A 17,794-nucleotide genomic window follows, 5' to 3' on the forward strand; every position below is an offset into this window, starting at 1 on the left:
GTTCATCCTGAGCCAGGATCAAACTCTCCAATAAAGTTAGTTTGTCTAGCATCTAAAATAAAAATTGACGTTTCACGTTGTTTGTTTCGTTCAGTTTTCAAAGAACTACTTTGTCGCTCAGAAGCGACTTTATCAATATAACATTTCGTTACATTTTTGTCAACAACTTTTTTCAATAAGTTGTTTTTCGTTTGTTTTGTTTGTTACCTTTCGTGGCAACGAATATAAATATACCAGTTTGATTATTAAAATGCAATAGTTTTTCTAATAAAATTTTTAACTTAGTAAAAAAGTATAAAAACAGCACATTTCTTCTATATAAATATAATTTCTCGCACTATCAAGATTTACTATACCCACGCAACTCATGCTCAAATAAAAAAAGCTTTGGAGAAATCTCCAAAGCTTAGTCTTGTTTATGGCGCATAGCAGGGAATAATAATACATCACGAATAGATGGTGCATTTGTTAATAACATAACTAGACGATCAATACCGATTCCTAATCCACCCGTAGGAGGCATACCGTACTCAAGAGCTTCAATATAATCGTCATCCATCATGTGAGCTTCGTCATTACCTTGTTCGCGCTCTTTTAATTGCGCTTCAAAACGTTCTTTTTGATCGATTGGATCATTTAACTCAGTGAATGCATTTGCATGTTCACGCGCAACGATAAATAATTCGAAACGATCTGTAAATCTTGGATCTTCATCATTCTTTTTCGCAAGCGGCGAGATTTCTACCGGATGACCGTAAATAAATGTTGGTTGGATTAATTTATCTTCTACTTTTTGTTCGAAGAATTCATTTATAATATGACCAACTTCCATTGTATCTTTAATTTCTACATTATGTTCTTTTGCAAGTTCACGCGCTTCTTCTACACTCATCGGATTCCAGAAATCAGCTCCAGAGTATTGCTTAATCGCATCTACCATATGAAGACGTGTCCATTCTGGTTCTAGATTAATTTCATAATCACCATACTGGATTGTTGTTGTACCCAGTACTTTTTTCGCGATATGAGCAACCATATCTTCTGTTAACTTCATAATATCTTTATAATCAGCGTATGCTTCATATAATTCAATCATCGTAAACTCAGGGTTATGACGAGTTGATACACCCTCATTACGGAATACACGGCCGATCTCATATACTTTTTCTAAACCACCCACAATAAGACGCTTTAAATGTAGTTCAATTGCGATACGCATATATAATTCCATATCTAACGCATTATGGTGTGTAGTGAAAGGACGCGCAGAAGCTCCACCTGCAATTGCATGCATCATAGGTGTTTCCACTTCAAGATAACCGTTGTCATCTAGGTATCTTCTCATCTCACGAATGATTTTACTACGAGTAACGAACGTTTCACGACTTTCCATACTTGTAATTAAGTCTAAGTAACGTTGACGGTAGCGTTGTTCAACATCTTTTAATCCATGGTATTTATCTGGTAATGGACGAAGAGATTTCGTTAATAGCGTAAAGCCTGTTGCTTTTACTGAAAGTTCTCCAACGTTTGTTTTGAACACTTTACCTTCAATACCTACTAAATCACCTAAATCTGCTGTTTTAAATAATTCGTACTCGTCATCTCCAACAGCATCTTTACGAACATAAATTTGAACTTGTCCATGTAAATCTTGAACATGTGCAAATCCAGCTTTCCCTTTTCCGCGTTTTGTCATAATACGACCAGCGATAGAAACAGCGATTTCCTTCTCCTCTAATTCCTCTTTAGAGAACTCTCCATATAGACTCACTAAGTCAGTTGTTGAATTTGTGCGTTCAAATCTTTTACCGAACGGGTCAATTCCTTGTTCACGTAAATTATGTAGCTTTTCACGACGAACAATCAATTGGTCGTTTAATTCTTCGTGGTTCATGTTATCCATGATATTGATATCACTCCAGCTCTATTTAATTTTACAATATATACAGTATAGCATTTTCTACTCAACTAGAAAAACTGCCAGCAACTAACTGGCAGCTCTTCTTTCTTTCACGTAATTATAGGAAGTGTATAGAAGAATGTCAATCTCCTATGTCCATTATTAACCAACGTAAATTGTTTGTTGTTTCGCTTCCACTTCTTCTACAAATGTACCTAACACATTCGCAAGGTCTTCCCGTGTGTTACAAGCATTAATACCATTACGTACACTCGCATTACCACGAACACCTTTTAAATACCAAGCTGCATGTTTTCTCATCTCTCTTACAGCGACACTTTCATTCTTTAAGTTGATAAGACGATCTAGATGCAACATACATACATCAATTTTCTCGCGCACTGTTGGTTCCGGCATTAATTCACCTGTCTCCAAATACTTTACCGTACGATAAATCATCCACGGATCTCCAAGAGCAGCACGACCAATCATAACACCATCTACACCAATTTCATCAAGCATACGCTTTGCATCTTGCGGCGTTGCGACATCACCATTTCCGATAACCGGGATATTTACAGCTTGTTTTACTTGTTTAATAATATCCCAATCCGCTTTTCCTTCATACATTTGCACTCGTGTACGTCCGTGAACCGCCACAGCTTGGCCACCAGCACGCTCAACAGCCCTAGCATTTTCTATTGCGAAAATATGTTCTTCATCCCAACCGATACGCATTTTAACTGTAACCGGCTTTTCAACAGCATCTACAACCGCTGCTACCATTTCATATATTTTATTCGGGTCTAAAAGCCACCTTGCCCCCGCATCACATTTAACGATTTTCGGCACTGGACAACCCATATTAATATCAATTATGTCTGCTGTCGTATATTTATCTACATATTTCGCAGCATCTACAAGAGTTTCTTTCTCTCCACCAAAAATTTGTAAACTTAATGGCTTTTCTCTCTCGTCGATATATAACATATCTAATGTTCTTTTATTATTAAGTAATATTGCCTTATCACTTACCATTTCAGCACAAACTAAGCCGGCACCAAATTCTTTTACTGTTAAACGGAATGCAGAGTTACACACTCCCGCCATCGGTGCTAGTACAACCGGATTTTTCATCTCGATATTTGCAATCTTTAACAATCAATCTACTCCTTCCTGTACAATCACTTTGGCATTAATTCCTCTATCGAAACATTTAATGCCTTAGCAACTTCTACTACAAAATCTTGAGAAGGCGATCTATTCCCTCTCTCAACCTCACCTAAAACAGATACAGATACCCCTAGTGCTTTAGCAAAACCTTCTTGTGTGTAACCTTTTAGCTTTCGAAAAGCACGAATGCGTCTTCCCCATTTTTCTGCTTCCATACCGTTACTCCCTCTCGCCTTTTCATTTCTTCTACTTGTGAACATGAAATGTTTTGTTTTATGTCTTGATTAATTTCTAACAACGGAACGATAACAAAAGCTCTTTCAAACATCCGCGGATGCGGAACAATAAGATTCTCTGCTTCAATATTCTCTTGATTATAAAGTAAAATGTCAAGGTCGATAGTCCTCGGCCCCCACCTAATTTCCCTTTTTCTTCCTAGGTCATTTTCTACTTTTTGTGTTACTTTCAATAATTCTTGTGGTGATAAATTGGTAGAAATTTTTATAACTAAATTTAAAAAGCAACTTTGGTCAGTATAGCCAACTGGCTCAGTTTCATATACAGATGAAATATCATCAACCTGAATATAAGGATTTTTATTTAAAAACTGAATCGCTTCGGTTAGATACGTATAACGCTCTCCAATATTTGACCCTAATGCAATGTAAGCTATATTGTTCATGGACGTTCTCTCGTAATTTCTACTGCTACAGCACGATAATGACCCGGTATCGGTGGATCCGGCTTAATTACCTTAATTGTACAGCGCGAAATACTTTCATATTGTTTTAATATATCTGCAGCAATATTTTCAGCGATACTCTCCACAAGCTTATACTTTCTATCCTCAACAACTTTTCTACATAATTCGAAAAGCTCTCCATAATTGACCGAATGCTCTAAGTCATCACTTTCCCCTGCACGCTTTAAATCCAACTCCACCGTTAAGTCAACTTTAAATCTCTGACCTAATTTATTCTCCTCTGGGAACACGCCATGATAACCATAAAACTCCATATCATGGATATAAATTTTATCCAATTACCTTACCTCCTTACCAATCATCGCATCCATCATTTTAGCCATACGCGCCATTTCTTTCACATCATGGACACGAACAAACTCACAGCCCTTTTCAATACCAAGACAAACAGTAGCTCCCGTTCCCTCAAGGCGTTCCTCTACTGGCAAATCTAATACGTGCCCAATAAAGGACTTTCTCGAAGTACCTAAGAGAACCGGATAACCTAGCACATTTAACTGTTCTAAATTACGCATCGCCTCTAAGTTCTGCTCAGGTGTTTTAGCAAAACCGATACCTGGATCTAAAATAATATTCTCATCTCGCACACCAGCATTTTTAGCAATTTTAATACTGTCATACAAATCAGCAATCATATCCGCCATTAAATTACGATAATTCATGTTATCGCGGTTATGCATTAAAATGATAGGTACATCGTAATGAGCTGCGACTTCAGCAATTTTCGGCTCCGCCTTCGCTCCCCAAATATCATTAATAATATGAGCACCAGCCTCAATTGCTTGCTTTGCAACTTCAGCTTTATATGTATCGATAGATATAGGCAACTTTACTTCTTTTGAAACTGCTTGAATCATCGGGACAACTCGCTTTATTTCTTCTTCTACTGATACTTTAGCAAAACCTGGGCGAGTAGATTCGCCACCAATATCAATAATATGAGCACCTTCACCTTGCATTTTTTTTGCGTGACGTACCGCAGCATCTACCTCGTTGTAACTCCCACCATCAGAAAACGAATCTGGTGTTACATTTAAAATCCCCATAATTAATGTCTTTTCATTTAAATTCAATGTATATTCGCCGCAGCGTAAATCATAATCCCACTTCAAACTACACATCTCCTCTTCGTAATTCATTTCTGCTCCATAATTTCTCTCTTTGCATTCCATAAAGGTACATTAAACTTTTTGTAACCACTCCTACTTTACCCGGGAAATCCTGCGCTTCTATACGATAAAGCGGAACAATTTCTTGAATGGAGTTTGTTACGAAGACTTCATCCGCTGAAAGTAGCTCATCTTTTGTAAAGAAACCTTCCTTTACTTCTATATTTAATTCTTCAGCACTCTTTATAATAAACGCACGAGTGATACCATTTAAAATCCCTGTCTCTAACGAAGGTGTATATAAAACATCACCTTTCACAAAAAATAGATTGGAAACAATACCCTCTGCAACATAACCTGCTTCAGTAAGAAAAATACCTTCCTTACTCACAACATTTCCAATTTCACGCTTCCCTAAAATATTATTTAAATAATGATGAGACTTCAGGCGAAATGTTCCTTCCGGTGTATTTCGCACTTGTTTTAGAATAACACCTTCTTTTTCCACTACATCTCCTGGAGCTGTTAAAGGTTTTATAAAAACAATAACCGAAGGCTCTTCATACATTTCCGTTTGTAATCCTATTTCATCTATACCCGCTGATACATTAAAACGTACATATGCATGCTCCAATTCATTCTTAGCGAGTAAATTTTTTAAAATAAGCATCACGTCATTTTTTGTCATTGTCCATTTAATTTGCAATGTATCCAGCGCTTCTATTAAACGGTCATAATGATCATCCAATAAGAAAGGATGACCATTATAAATACGAAACGTTTCAAAAACTCCAAGACCATATAAATAACCATGATCATAAGGAGAAATTTTCGCTTCACTTGCTTCTACATACTGACCATTTACGTAAATTAACATAATGTTGCACTTGGACTGTATTTACGAATGAAATTCTGTAACAACTCTTTCCCATGAGAAGTCATAATAGATTCCGGATGGAATTGCACACCCTCTATCGGCAATGTCTTATGACGAAGTGCCATAATTTCTCCTTCCTCTGTCCAAGATGTTACCTCTAAGCAATCGGGTAACGTCTCTTTCTTAACAATAAGGGAATGATAGCGCGTCGCAGTAAACGGATTAGGAATATCCGAAAAAATCGTCTTTCCATCATGATGCATAAGCGACGTTTTCCCATGCATTAATCGTTCTGCACGGACAACCTCTCCACCAAACACTTGTGCAATGGATTGATGCCCAAGACAAACTCCAAAAATCGGAATCTTTCCAGCAAAGTATTTAATAACTTCCATACTAATCCCCGCTTCATTAGGACTACATGGACCTGGAGAAATCATTAGAAAATCTGGTTTCATATTCTCAATATCTGAAATGGTCACTTCATCGTTACGTTTAACAACGAGCTCTTGTCCAAGTTCTCCAAGAAACTGCACTAAATTAAATGTAAAAGAATCATAATTATCAATCATTAATATCATTTCTCTCACCTAACCGTTTCTTCGCTACGTTCTTTTGCACGCCATAAAGCAATCGCCTTTTTTAACGACTCTTTATATTCATTTTCTGGATTTGAATCAATTACAATTCCCGCCCCTGCTTGCACATGAGCTTTTCCATCTTTAGCAAGAAGTGTTCTAATTACAATATTCAATTCTGTATCTCCAGAATAACCAATCCAACCGATTGAACCTGTATAAATCCCTCTCCGAACAGGTTCTAATTCCTCAATAATTTCCATCGTACGTATTTTCGGGGCACCAGTAATTGTTCCCCCAGGGAATACAGCCTTCACTAAATCAAAAGCATCTTTATCTTCTTCCACCTCACCACGTACATTAGAAACAATATGCATAACATGTGAGTATTTCTCAATCACCATAAATTCATCTACTTCTACAGTGCCATATTTACAAACACGTCCTAAATCATTTCTTTCTAAATCCACAAGCATTACATGCTCTGCTCTTTCTTTTTCGTTCTCAATTAATTCTCTTGCTAATTCTTCATCCTCTTGCTCATCCGCGCCTCTAGATCTCGTTCCAGCAATTGGTCTTGTACTTACTTCAGTTCCTTGTTTCTTAATTAACAACTCTGGCGATCCACTAACAATTTGAAAATCCCCAAGCTCCAGGTAACCCATATATGGAGATGGATTAATTTCACGAAGACTTGTATAAATTTCTAGTGGGTGTGTCTGTAACGTTCTTTCTTGTCTCGTCGACAAGTTTACTTGGAACACATCACCCGCCCCAATATATTCTTGAATACATTCAACTGCCTTCATAAAGCTGGCTTCAGTAAAAGCAACTGCTTCACTTTTCTTTTCAGGACTTTCAAAGGGCACGGTCACTTCAGGCGCTTCTGTCATCCAAAGACTCTTCCACTCATTTAGCCGTTCTTTTGCCTCTTCATATTTATCTACATAATGCGTAATAACCCATAACACTTTTTCTTTTTGATCATAGACAAATACGTCATCAAATAATAAAAAGAAGATGTCAGGTATATTAATATCATCTTCCGCAAGAGAAGGTAGCTTTTCAATATAACGGATACAGTCATAACTGAAATAGCCAATTGCACCACCTTGAAAAGGCGGATACTCTGGGTTATAGTCCGTCTTCCATTGTTCCATATATTCTTGCATTAAATCTAACGGATTCCCTCGTTTTATTGTTTCCTTACCACTTTCACTTATATGTAACGTTTCATCCTTCCCTCGGATTACCGCTACTGGGTTCAGCCCTACAATGTTATAACGACCGCCACGGCCGCTTTCTAACAAAATATGTTGCGATTTACCCTGAGAAAGAAATTTATATTGCTTAAAGAAATCTAACTGATATGGAATAGAAAGCGCTAAAGATTTTCTTCGTTGCATATCAACACCCCGTCTTCTTTTATCCCACCCTCTTAGATTAACCAGCTCAAACTACATAAGTTATTTATATAGAGATTGATTATACTCGAAGGTTAGTGAAAATAATTTAATTATACTACCTCTTATTTTACATGAAGTTTTCTAGTCATTCACTCTTTTCCTATTTCCAATCCCAAAAGAAAAAGCACCCTTTTTCAAGGATGCTTTTTCAATCGCGTTTAATTATGATTCAAATTGATAAAGTGGTGTACTTAAATAACGTTCACCGTTACTCGGGATAATAACAAGTACCTTTTTCCCTTTACCTAACTTTTTCGCAACTTCTGTTGCTGCATAAATAACTGCACCTGAAGAGATACCAACTAAAATACCTTCCTCTTTAGCCACTCTTCTCGCATATTCAAATGCTTGCTCTGTTTTCACTTGAATAATTTCATCATATACTTCTACATCCAACGTCTCCGGAATAAATCCCGCCCCAATTCCTTGGATTTTATGGGGACCTGGTTTCCCACCAGATAATACTGGTGAATCTGCAGGTTCTACTGCATAAATTTTAATATCTTTATACGCTTCCTTCAGTACTTCACCCGCACCAGTAATCGTTCCACCTGTACCAATACCTGCAATAAACGCATCTAATTGGTCGCCCATTTGTTCAATAATTTCTGGACCTGTTGTTAAACGGTGAATTTCTGGATTCGATTGGTTTTTGAACTGTTGTGGTATAAAGTAGCCATGCTCTTTTGCTAATTCAGTCGCTTTACGAATTGCTCCACCCATTCCTTCAGGCCCTGGAGTCAATACTAATTCCGCACCGTAAGCACGTAATAAATTACGACGCTCAATACTCATTGTTTCTGGCATTACTAAGATTGCATTATATCCTTTAGCAGCCGCTACCATCGCTAAACCAATTCCTGTGTTACCACTTGTCGGCTCAATGATTGTATCGCCTTCTTTTAATAATCCATTTTTTTCAGCATCTTCAATCATAGCTAATGCGATACGATCTTTAACGCTACTCCCCGGATTCATAAATTCTAATTTTAAGTATATATCTGCGCTGTCTGATTCTACGATGCGGTTCAACTTGACGATCGGCGTTTTCCCGATTAATTCTGAAACTGATTGTGCCACTCGCATTCCTGTCACTCCTAACACCGAGTATTTTTATTGGTTTTATCTATATTTAGATTTTGTCAGAAAATTCCCTGTTTGTCAATTCATTTGGAGGATTGCTCCTCTTAATTCCCTTATTACAAATTCTCGATTAAATTTGTAATATCTTCTTTAGAGAACTTGTATCGTTCATTACAGAAATGACAGTGCACTTCTGTCTCTTCCTCTTCTTCACGAACTTGCTCTAACTCTGTTTTACCTAAACTAATTAATACACTCTCAATACGCTCGCGTGAGCATGTGCAATTAAATTGAACATCCATCGTTTCTAATACTTTTACTTTATCTTCTCCAAGAACTGCATATAGTAGCTCTTCCGGAGAAAGGCCTTGTTCAATCAACGTTGATACAGGGGGAATTTTTTGTAAACGGTCTTCAATAAATGAAATCGTTTCATCTTGCGCACCCGGCATAATTTGAAGGATAAATCCACCTGCCGCTAATATGCTATCATCTCCATTTACAAGAACACCAACACCTACAGAAGAAGGCGTTTGTTCAGAAACTGCAAAATAATACGTAAAGTCTTCTCCTAATTCTCCTGAAACGATTGGAGATTGACCAATAAACGGCTCACGCATTCCAATATCTTTAATTACAGTTACAAACCCCTCTGTACCTACCGCTTGATATACACGTAACTTCCCTTGTTCTGTTCCTTCAAAATCAACATGCGGATTCGTTACATAACCACGTACATCTCCATTTGCATGAGCATCTACTAAGATAGGACCAATCGGACCGTTACCTTCTACCTTAATCGTTAACTTTTGCTCACCTTTTAACATTGCGCCCATCATTGTACCCGCAGTTAAAGAACGCCCTAGTGCCGCTGAAGCTGTTCTCCATGTATCATGACGTCTTTGCGCCTCACTTACTGTATTTGTTGTACGTACACTATACGCACGCACTTCTCCATCAAACGCTAACGCTTTTACTAAATAATCTTTCATACGTATTTATTCACCTTTCTCATGCTGTAAATTTGCATTACGTTCATATAACATGTACAAACCTTTTAACGTTAAAAATGGATCTACAATATCAATTACATTCGATTCTTCGGAAATTAATTTTGCTAATCCACCTGTTGCAATAACTTTAGGTTCTTGTCTAGCTTCTTCTTTCATACGCTTAACAATACCTTCCACTTGTCCAACATAACCATAAAGAATACCCGATTGCATCGCACTTACTGTATTTTTCCCAACTACACTGCTTGGTTTTGTAATTTCGATACGAGGAAGTTTTGCTGCTCTGCTATATAAAGCCTCTGCTGAAATCATAATTCCTGGCGTAATAACTCCACCCATATAATGCTTTTCTTCGTTAATATAACAATATGTAGTAGCCGTACCAAAATCAACAATAATAAGCGGACTTCCATATAAGTGGATTCCTGCTACTGCATTTACAATTCGGTCTGCGCCTACTTCACGCGGATTTTCATATTTAATATTTAGCCCTGTTTTTATCCCAGGCCCTACTACAAGCGGTTTAATTTTAAAATATTTTTCACACATGCGCTCTAAAGCAAACATAATTGGTGGTACGACTGAAGACACAATAATACCTTTCACATCTTCAAACGAAAGACCTTCATGCTCAAGCAATTGCTTTACAAGCATTCCATATTCATCTTCTGTCTTATGACGATCTGTTTCCATGCGCCAATGCTGACGAAGTTCCCCCTCTTCAAACACACCTAGTACAGCATTTGTGTTCCCTACATCCAATACAAAAATCATATTCTCACCACTTATCTTATTTAATCTATATTTGTGCAGTATGTATAAAACTTATAAAAACATCATATCACACATACTTATATAATCAGCTTTCCTATCCTCATCATTTTACAAAAAGATCGCTCTCTATTTCAATTTTTAATACTAGTTTTACTTAAATTACTTTATCCACTAAGTTCTCAATAGTAATTAACAAAGGTTTTAACAAACAAAAAAGGAGTGACGATAGTCACTCCTTCGTTTCTTACTTATCTTCTTTATCTTCATCGTCTTTCTTCATGTTGATGTTTACTTTCACATCATCTGAAGATGTTGGACGTTCTGGCAATCTGCCGTAATCACATAAATGATTGATTTGCTCAGCATCTAACGTTTCTACTTCAAGTAACGTTTTTGCAATAAGATCTAGCTTATCACGATTTTCAGTAAGAATGTCTTTTGCACGAGCATAACATTCTTTCATAATCGTTTGCATTTCTACATCGATATCGTGTGCAATTGCATCACTGTAGTTTTGCTCTGAATGGAAGTCTCTTCCTAAGAACACTTGACCACCTTGCGAACTACCAAATTGCATTGGTCCAAGCTTATCACTCATACCGAATTCTGTAACCATACGTCTCGCAATGCCCGTCGCACGTTGGAAGTCGTTGTGAGCACCTGTACTCACTTCACCAAATACAATCTCCTCAGCTACTCGACCACCAAGTAAACCAGTGATTTTATCAAGTAACTCTGGCTTTGTCATGAAGTAACGATCTTCTTTCGGAAGCATTACTGCATATCCACCAGCTTGACCACGAGGGACAATTGTTACTTTATGAACGACATCAGCTTCATCAAGAACAACACCAATTACAGTATGACCCGCTTCATGGAAAGCAACGATATTACGTTCTTTTTCAGAGATAACACGACTTTTCTTAGCCGGACCTGCAATAACGCGATCCGTTGCTTCATCAATGTCACTCATATCAATTTTCTTCTTATCTTGACGCGCAGCTACTAAAGCAGCTTCGTTTAATAAGTTTTCAAGATCAGCACCAGAGAATCCTGGCGTACGAGTTGCAATTGCTCTTAAGTTGATATTCTCATCAAGCGGTTTATTACGAGCATGCACCTTCAGTACAGCTTCACGGCCATTTACATCTGGACGATCTACTGTAATTTGACGGTCAAAACGACCTGGACGTAATAATGCTGGATCAAGAATATCAGGACGGTTTGTCGCAGCGATGATAATAATACCTTCGTTTGCACCGAATCCATCCATTTCAACAAGTAATTGGTTCAACGTTTGCTCACGCTCATCATGGCCACCACCAAGACCTGCGCCACGTTGACGCCCTACTGCATCAATTTCATCAATGAAAATGATACAAGGAGCATTTTTCTTTGCATTTTCAAATAAATCACGTACACGTGATGCACCGACACCGACAAACATCTCTACGAAGTCAGAACCACTGATAGAGAAGAATGGAACGCCAGCCTCACCTGCAACAGCACGTGCTAATAAAGTTTTACCTGTACCTGGAGGTCCAACTAATAGGACACCCTTTGGAATACGAGCACCAACTTCAGAGAACTTACGAGGGTCTTTCAAGAATTCAACTACCTCAACAAGTTCTTGTTTCTCTTCATCCGCACCAGCAACATCTCTGAAACGAACTTTTTTCTTTTCATCATTATATAACTTCGCCTTACTTTTCCCGAAGTTCATAACACGGCTACCGCCGCCTTGAGCTTGGTTTAATAAGAAGAAGAATAAAATGAAGATGATGACAAATGGAATGATTGAAGTAAAGAATGTTACCCAAGCACTTGTTTCTTCTGCTGGTTGATACTTAACTTCGGCACCTTTCGCTTTATCATTAATTTTCTTTTGTAATTCCTCAGTATTTGGTGCATAAGTAACAAATTGTTCTCCTTGGCTAGAGTTATTAAATTGTCCTTTTACCTCAAATACACCATTTTTCGGTTGAAGTTGCACATTACGCACTTCACCGCTTTCTAGTTTAGTAATGAATTTGTCGTAGCTAACTGATGTCGTTTTTTGTGTCGAACCATTAAAATAGCTCACGATTCCAATTACTACTAAGAATATCAGTAAATAAAAGATGGTATTACGGAAGATACGATTCATTCCTAACCTCCTCTCACGGCATAAACACTATAGTAAATCGTAACATAGAAAAACTTTCCTATACAATTGTGAAGCCTATATTTAATTAATTTGAGTAAACGCTTGGTTTTAATACGCCTACATAAGGAAGATTACGGTACTGCTCTTTATAATCTAATCCATATCCTACTACAAATTCATGTGGAACAGTAAATCCAACATAATCCGCTTTCAGATCAACCTTACGGCCTGTTGGCTTATCTAATAATGTAACAATTTTTACAGACTTCGCTTTACGATATTTGAATAAGTCTACTAAGTAGCTTAGTGTAAGACCACTATCAATAATATCTTCGACGATTAAAATATCGCGACCTTCTACAGAAGTATCAAGATCTTTTAAAATTTTCACTTCGCCTGTTGAAACTGTAGAGTGACCGTAACTAGATACAGCCATAAAATCCATTTCAAGATATGTATCTGTTCTCTTTAATAAATCTGCCATGAATGGCATTGCGCCTTTTAATACACCAATTGCAAGAGGTACTGTGTTTTTATAATCCTCTGCAACAATTGCACCTAGTTCGCGCACCTTTTCTTGTATTTGCTCTTCAGAAATTAATACTTTTTCAATATCTTGATTCATCATTTCATTATCCTCCCGGAAGACTCCTTGCTTTTGTAGTGAATAATCATATATTTATCCTTCTTTGCCATCTCTTTCGAAATTGCAAATGCAGATCGCTTCAACAAGGGTACCCAAATAATGGTCCCACTTGCATCACAAACGACCGGCCATTCTTCTCTTTTTTCTTTCGGTACTTTTGCTTCGATAAAAATAGCTTTTATCTTTTTCGTGCCATTCATACCTTGTATTGACATGCGATCTCCATTTTCCCTAGAACGAATACGAAGTGGATATGATATATCATTATACTTAGCAACAAATACTGTTTCATTCATGTTACTTGGTATATCTTCGCTCACCTCTGTTACAAATTCATCCCCGTTCAATAGCGTAATGGTCCCGGGTACTGATAAATCTTGTAAAAAAGGAGAAACAATTTCTTGTTTAAATCTAAAGCTACACTCCTCGTATGTACGAACAATTTTCAAATCACCTGGAAAATCAAGTGAACCTGAAGGTTGTGTCCGCTTAAAAAACTCAATCACCTTGTCAATATGTATGGAAGAAAGAGAAGATGGAATCTTATATTCATAAAGATAGTTTAATATTAGTTGAATCCCTCTTCTTTGTAAAGGCATAGACATGGATTCAAAGGCAGGAATTGATAAGCTAATTTGTTTATCACTTTTTTTTGTAATTACTTTATTCATTTTCTCAAAAGCTAATTCCTGCAAATAAGCCTCATCCTCTTGCATCTGCACGCTAAATTTTTGGAATTTCTCATGCACTTGTGGATTTTCTTCTTTCAAATGAGGAAGGACATATTTACGTAATCGATTCCTTGTATATACTTCCTTTTTATTACTCGGATCTATACGTGGCATTAAATTTAGCTTATTACAGTAATCAACAATTTCTTCCTTCGTTACCCCAAGTAACGGCCTAATTAAATACCCATTATGAAAAGGACGCTTCACTGCAATTCCTGCATATCCTTTCGGAGTACTCCCTCTTACAAGACGCATTAAAATTGTCTCGACTTGATCATCTCCATGATGTCCAAGAGCAACATATCTTGCATCATATTTCTTCATTATTCTTTCCAAAAATGCATATCTGCATTCTCTAGCAGCAACCTGTGCATTCATTCCGTATTGCTGTTGATATTGTGATACATTAATCCTTATCGTTTCACAAATAATTCCCAGTTCTTCACAAAGGCCCTGCACAAACCGTAAATCCTCATGAGATTCATCACCTCTAAACATATGATCCACATGAGCTACTACAATTTCCAACTGTTTTTCCGCTCTTTTTTCTAATAAATAATATAAAAGCGCTAACGAGTCAGGACCACCAGAAACTCCCACAACAATTGTTGAATCATTCTTTAATACATCATGCTGCTTTACAAAGTCATCTACTTTTTCAACAAATGTATCTTTCAACTTCGTAATCACCTTTCATTAAACAAGAACAGCAACGTTAGTTGCCTTGTCTACAATGGTACAACTTTTACAAACATTGTGCAAAAAAAAGATATACAAAAATTACATTTTTATCTTACATCCTCCGTGTATATTCACAAAATTAATAACATTACCTTTTTCCACAAAAAAACCTAGGTATTCACCTAGGTTTTTAAAATCAAATTATAGATAAACATTCCACTTACATTTTACTGCGCCTGCATTCCTACAATCGGAATCGTAGCCCACTTCGGCATATTTTTCTTCACTTTTGCCACTACAATAGTCATATCATCATTTATATAACCATCACAAGAGCGAATCACTTCTTCCATAATGATATCAGCAATTTCTTGCGGGTCTTCGGTTTGCAATTCTTTAATTTTTCGTTTCATCCACAATTCATGATTCTCCACATGCTGTGCTCCTTCAAAAATCCCATCGCTCATCATAATAAGAATATCGCCCGTTTTTAATTGTTCACCCACCACATCAACTTCAACATCTTCAATGATTCCCATCGGCAAATTACTTGCTTCAATTTTCAAAATATTATTTGCGCGTTTAACAAAACTCGGCGTCGATCCAATCTTTAAAAACCTTGCACTCGCATCCCGCAAATCTACCATAGCTAAATCTAACGTCGTAAACATCTCTTCTGTCGTTCTCAAAGAAAGAATTGAATTGATAGACTTAATTGCTATTTCTTCATCAATGCCCGATTGGAGTATTTTTTGTAATAATTTCACCGTTTCCTTACTTTCCATATGAGCCCTTTGCCCATTCCCCATACCATCACTAATTGCAAGTGCATATTTACCAACACTTAAATCCATCATCGCATAAGAGTCACCCGAAACAAATCCACCGCCTTTTGCAGCTGTAGCCAATCCTGTATCAAGAGAATACGTCTTCGCCGAACCAAATGATATTAAACTATGGCCATTTGGATAAGAAGACTTTTCTTCATGTTTAACGACAATATTTTCTTTAAGGATATCCGAAAGCATCGGTGCAACTAACTTTTCACATTCACCATGTTCATTAGATGCAACTGGAATTAACATTTCAATATCAATACTTCCTCTATCTAAACAATAAATATCAACATGCTCTACTTCGACACCAAAATCACGGAATGCTTGCATAATCTGTTCTTCCTGCACTTGATGATTTTCACGCTCTCGTTGTATCTCCTTAGCAAAATCCTCCATAACCTTTGATACACCTAATAATTGCTCCGCTACTATTCTACGATTTTCCTTCATTTGTTTTCGTAATTTTTGTCCCTCATAGAAGTGATCTAATTCACCCGCTACTAAATCCGTCACTTTTTTCCCTCTCACACAATGCTTGTCCCACTCACGAACTAATTTACGATTATGTTGCAGGGTTCCTTCTTCCGTTTCATTCATTATTTGTTTCATATAATCGTACGTTTTATCAAAATTCACTACCCAGCATTGATCCTTTTTAAAGCATGTTTGACATGTTTTCGCAGTAATTGTACTCAAAAACAAATCTGCTTCTGTCTCTTTATCTTCTTCCTCTACATACCCATATACAGAAAAGCTATTAGATAAAGCAGCAAATACATTTGCAAATTGGTTGATTTTATTTGCTGTAACATCACGCATCCTTCTTAAATATTGTTGTTGATCTTGCGAATGCTCTTGTGTACCTGGCATAAATTTAGCAATACGATCCAAAACAAGCTTCGGTGTTAATAAGAAGATAACAATCGCTACACCTGACTCAATTAAAGTTGTTACAATATTTGTCTGTTTGTCCACATATAATGTAATTAAGCTTGTCCCAATTAATAAACCTAAACTAACACCTAAACGCTTCCCTTCTTTTAACAATCCACCAAGCAATCCAGAGAAAGCAAGAAGGCTAAGCTGAGACAAGCTAGACACATTTGCTAAACTTAATATTAGTCCTGTTACAACCCCTACTGTGGATCCTGTGGCAGCACCCGCAATAAATGCAAATACTAGCACTAAATACCTTGTAAAAATATGTTGAATAGAAGCATCATATACAAACCAATCTGTTGTACCCGTTAAAACAGATGCTAGTAATATAATCAAACAAACAATTTCTTCCGTCTCTAATGCCTGTTGTTTTCCTTTCCTTTCCACTAAAAGCGGGACGCTTTGTAAAAATATCATAGTTAATACGAAACTAAGCCCAGCCTCAATGGTACTAACGAGTAAATCGTACATGGTGACAGTTTGTTGCGCAAAATATACAACAACTAAGTGTGCGGTTAATGCGGAGATAAATACTTGAAATGGAACAAGTCCAACAGTTTTACGTGTAAATCGACTAAAGAAGATATTATAAATGAAGAAGGTAAAGATAGATGCAAAGGTAAAAAACAAATTATCTATCGATACCGAAAGAGCTCCTCCCATTAGAGCTAAAAATGCTAGCGGCATCTTATCCCGCTTCATAACATAAACAGCAGCAAAAAATGGGAGTGCAAACGGTAAAATATTTGTTAATATATATGCTCGTCCCAAAAGAAAACCAATAACAACAATAATAAATCCCCATCTAAAGAAAACTTGCTCAAATTTCATTCGCAACTTACTCGTCCACTTTATTCCTCCAAGCTGACTCTCATTCATTGCCAATGCACTTGTATTCATAGTATTCCTTCCTGCTTTAGGCATATTTTTAACACCACCTGCATAGTTTAATTACTGTCATTATAAAAGATGATTGTTGGTTTTTTTGTCAAAACAACAGTTTTCACTTTTATAATCGTTCGACTTTTTATTCGAAATAACTCTACAGATATACACGGTATGTAAGTTATTTTTGA

Annotated in this window: 16 protein-coding genes; all 16 read right to left on the reverse strand. The window is 36.9% G+C overall.

The window, feature by feature from the left end; all coding sequences use genetic code 11:
- Positions 1 to 406: 406 nt before the first annotated feature.
- The gene (lysS, locus tag ACTFRY_RS28965; RefSeq protein ID WP_000369668.1) at positions 407 to 1,906 is read right to left on the reverse strand and encodes a lysine--tRNA ligase; all 1,500 of its coding nucleotides are present in this window, start codon (positions 1,904 to 1,906) and stop codon (positions 407 to 409) included.
- Positions 1,907 to 2,065: 159 nt separating this feature from the next.
- Complete coding sequence (dusB, locus tag ACTFRY_RS28970; RefSeq protein WP_000912248.1) at positions 2,066 to 3,064, reverse strand: tRNA dihydrouridine synthase DusB; 999 nt, start codon at positions 3,062 to 3,064, stop codon at positions 2,066 to 2,068.
- A gap of 23 nt (positions 3,065 to 3,087) precedes the next feature.
- Positions 3,088 to 3,291 (reverse strand): helix-turn-helix domain-containing protein, encoded by a 204-nt coding sequence (locus tag ACTFRY_RS28975; protein ID WP_000387024.1) that lies wholly within the window; start codon positions 3,289 to 3,291, stop codon positions 3,088 to 3,090.
- The gene (gene folK / locus ACTFRY_RS28980; protein WP_001059447.1) at positions 3,243 to 3,758 is read right to left on the reverse strand and encodes a 2-amino-4-hydroxy-6-hydroxymethyldihydropteridine diphosphokinase; all 516 of its coding nucleotides are present in this window, start codon (positions 3,756 to 3,758) and stop codon (positions 3,243 to 3,245) included. Before folK ends, ACTFRY_RS28975 begins: the two co-directional genes overlap by 49 nt.
- Entirely contained in the window at positions 3,755 to 4,117 is a 363-nt protein-coding gene (gene folB / locus ACTFRY_RS28985; protein ID WP_000358062.1) for a dihydroneopterin aldolase, read from the reverse strand. The genes folK and folB overlap by 4 nt, the downstream gene beginning before the upstream one ends.
- A complete protein-coding gene (gene folP, locus ACTFRY_RS28990) occupies positions 4,118 to 4,978 on the reverse strand; it encodes a dihydropteroate synthase (protein ID WP_033682753.1) in 861 nt (286 codons plus the stop codon). It lies immediately after the preceding gene.
- Positions 4,953 to 5,825, reverse strand: coding sequence for an aminodeoxychorismate lyase (gene pabC, locus ACTFRY_RS28995; protein ID WP_000909876.1), 873 nt, complete (start codon positions 5,823 to 5,825; stop codon positions 4,953 to 4,955). The genes folP and pabC overlap by 26 nt, the downstream gene beginning before the upstream one ends.
- Positions 5,819 to 6,406 (reverse strand): aminodeoxychorismate/anthranilate synthase component II, encoded by a 588-nt coding sequence (gene pabA, locus ACTFRY_RS29000; protein ID WP_000602297.1) that lies wholly within the window; start codon positions 6,404 to 6,406, stop codon positions 5,819 to 5,821. Before pabA ends, pabC begins: the two co-directional genes overlap by 7 nt.
- 5 nt (positions 6,407 to 6,411) lie before the next feature.
- The gene (gene pabB / locus ACTFRY_RS29005) at positions 6,412 to 7,809 is read right to left on the reverse strand and encodes an aminodeoxychorismate synthase component I (protein ID WP_098617279.1); all 1,398 of its coding nucleotides are present in this window, start codon (positions 7,807 to 7,809) and stop codon (positions 6,412 to 6,414) included.
- 222 nt (positions 7,810 to 8,031) lie between these two features.
- Positions 8,032 to 8,955, reverse strand: a complete 924-nt coding sequence (cysK, locus tag ACTFRY_RS29010) for a cysteine synthase A (protein WP_001261718.1) — start codon at positions 8,953 to 8,955, stop codon at positions 8,032 to 8,034.
- A gap of 113 nt (positions 8,956 to 9,068) precedes the next feature.
- Positions 9,069 to 9,944 carry a redox-regulated molecular chaperone HslO gene (gene hslO, locus ACTFRY_RS29015; protein ID WP_000656372.1) on the reverse strand — a complete coding sequence of 292 codons (876 nt, stop codon included), beginning with the start codon at positions 9,942 to 9,944 and terminating at the stop codon, positions 9,069 to 9,071.
- 6 nt (positions 9,945 to 9,950) lie between these two features.
- Positions 9,951 to 10,739, reverse strand: a complete 789-nt coding sequence (locus ACTFRY_RS29020; RefSeq protein WP_000578368.1) for a type III pantothenate kinase — start codon at positions 10,737 to 10,739, stop codon at positions 9,951 to 9,953.
- Positions 10,740 to 10,983: 244 nt separating this feature from the next.
- Positions 10,984 to 12,885 carry an ATP-dependent zinc metalloprotease FtsH gene (ftsH, locus tag ACTFRY_RS29025; RefSeq protein WP_001079672.1) on the reverse strand — a complete coding sequence of 634 codons (1,902 nt, stop codon included), beginning with the start codon at positions 12,883 to 12,885 and terminating at the stop codon, positions 10,984 to 10,986.
- 85 nt (positions 12,886 to 12,970) lie between these two features.
- Positions 12,971 to 13,513: a hypoxanthine phosphoribosyltransferase gene (gene hpt / locus ACTFRY_RS29030; RefSeq protein ID WP_000981844.1), complete on the reverse strand. Its 543-nt coding sequence runs from the start codon at positions 13,511 to 13,513 to the stop codon at positions 12,971 to 12,973.
- The gene (tilS, locus tag ACTFRY_RS29035) at positions 13,510 to 14,940 is read right to left on the reverse strand and encodes a tRNA lysidine(34) synthetase TilS (protein ID WP_000655458.1); all 1,431 of its coding nucleotides are present in this window, start codon (positions 14,938 to 14,940) and stop codon (positions 13,510 to 13,512) included. The genes hpt and tilS overlap by 4 nt, the downstream gene beginning before the upstream one ends.
- A 230-nt stretch (positions 14,941 to 15,170) precedes the next feature.
- Complete coding sequence (gene spoIIE, locus ACTFRY_RS29040; protein ID WP_001123552.1) at positions 15,171 to 17,642, reverse strand: stage II sporulation protein E; 2,472 nt, start codon at positions 17,640 to 17,642, stop codon at positions 15,171 to 15,173.
- Between the last annotated feature and the right edge of the window lie 152 nt (positions 17,643 to 17,794).

The organism is Bacillus cereus group sp. MYBK195-1, assembly GCF_051916605.1.
Classification (GTDB): Bacteria; Bacillota; Bacilli; order Bacillales; family Bacillaceae_G; genus Bacillus_A; species Bacillus_A cereus.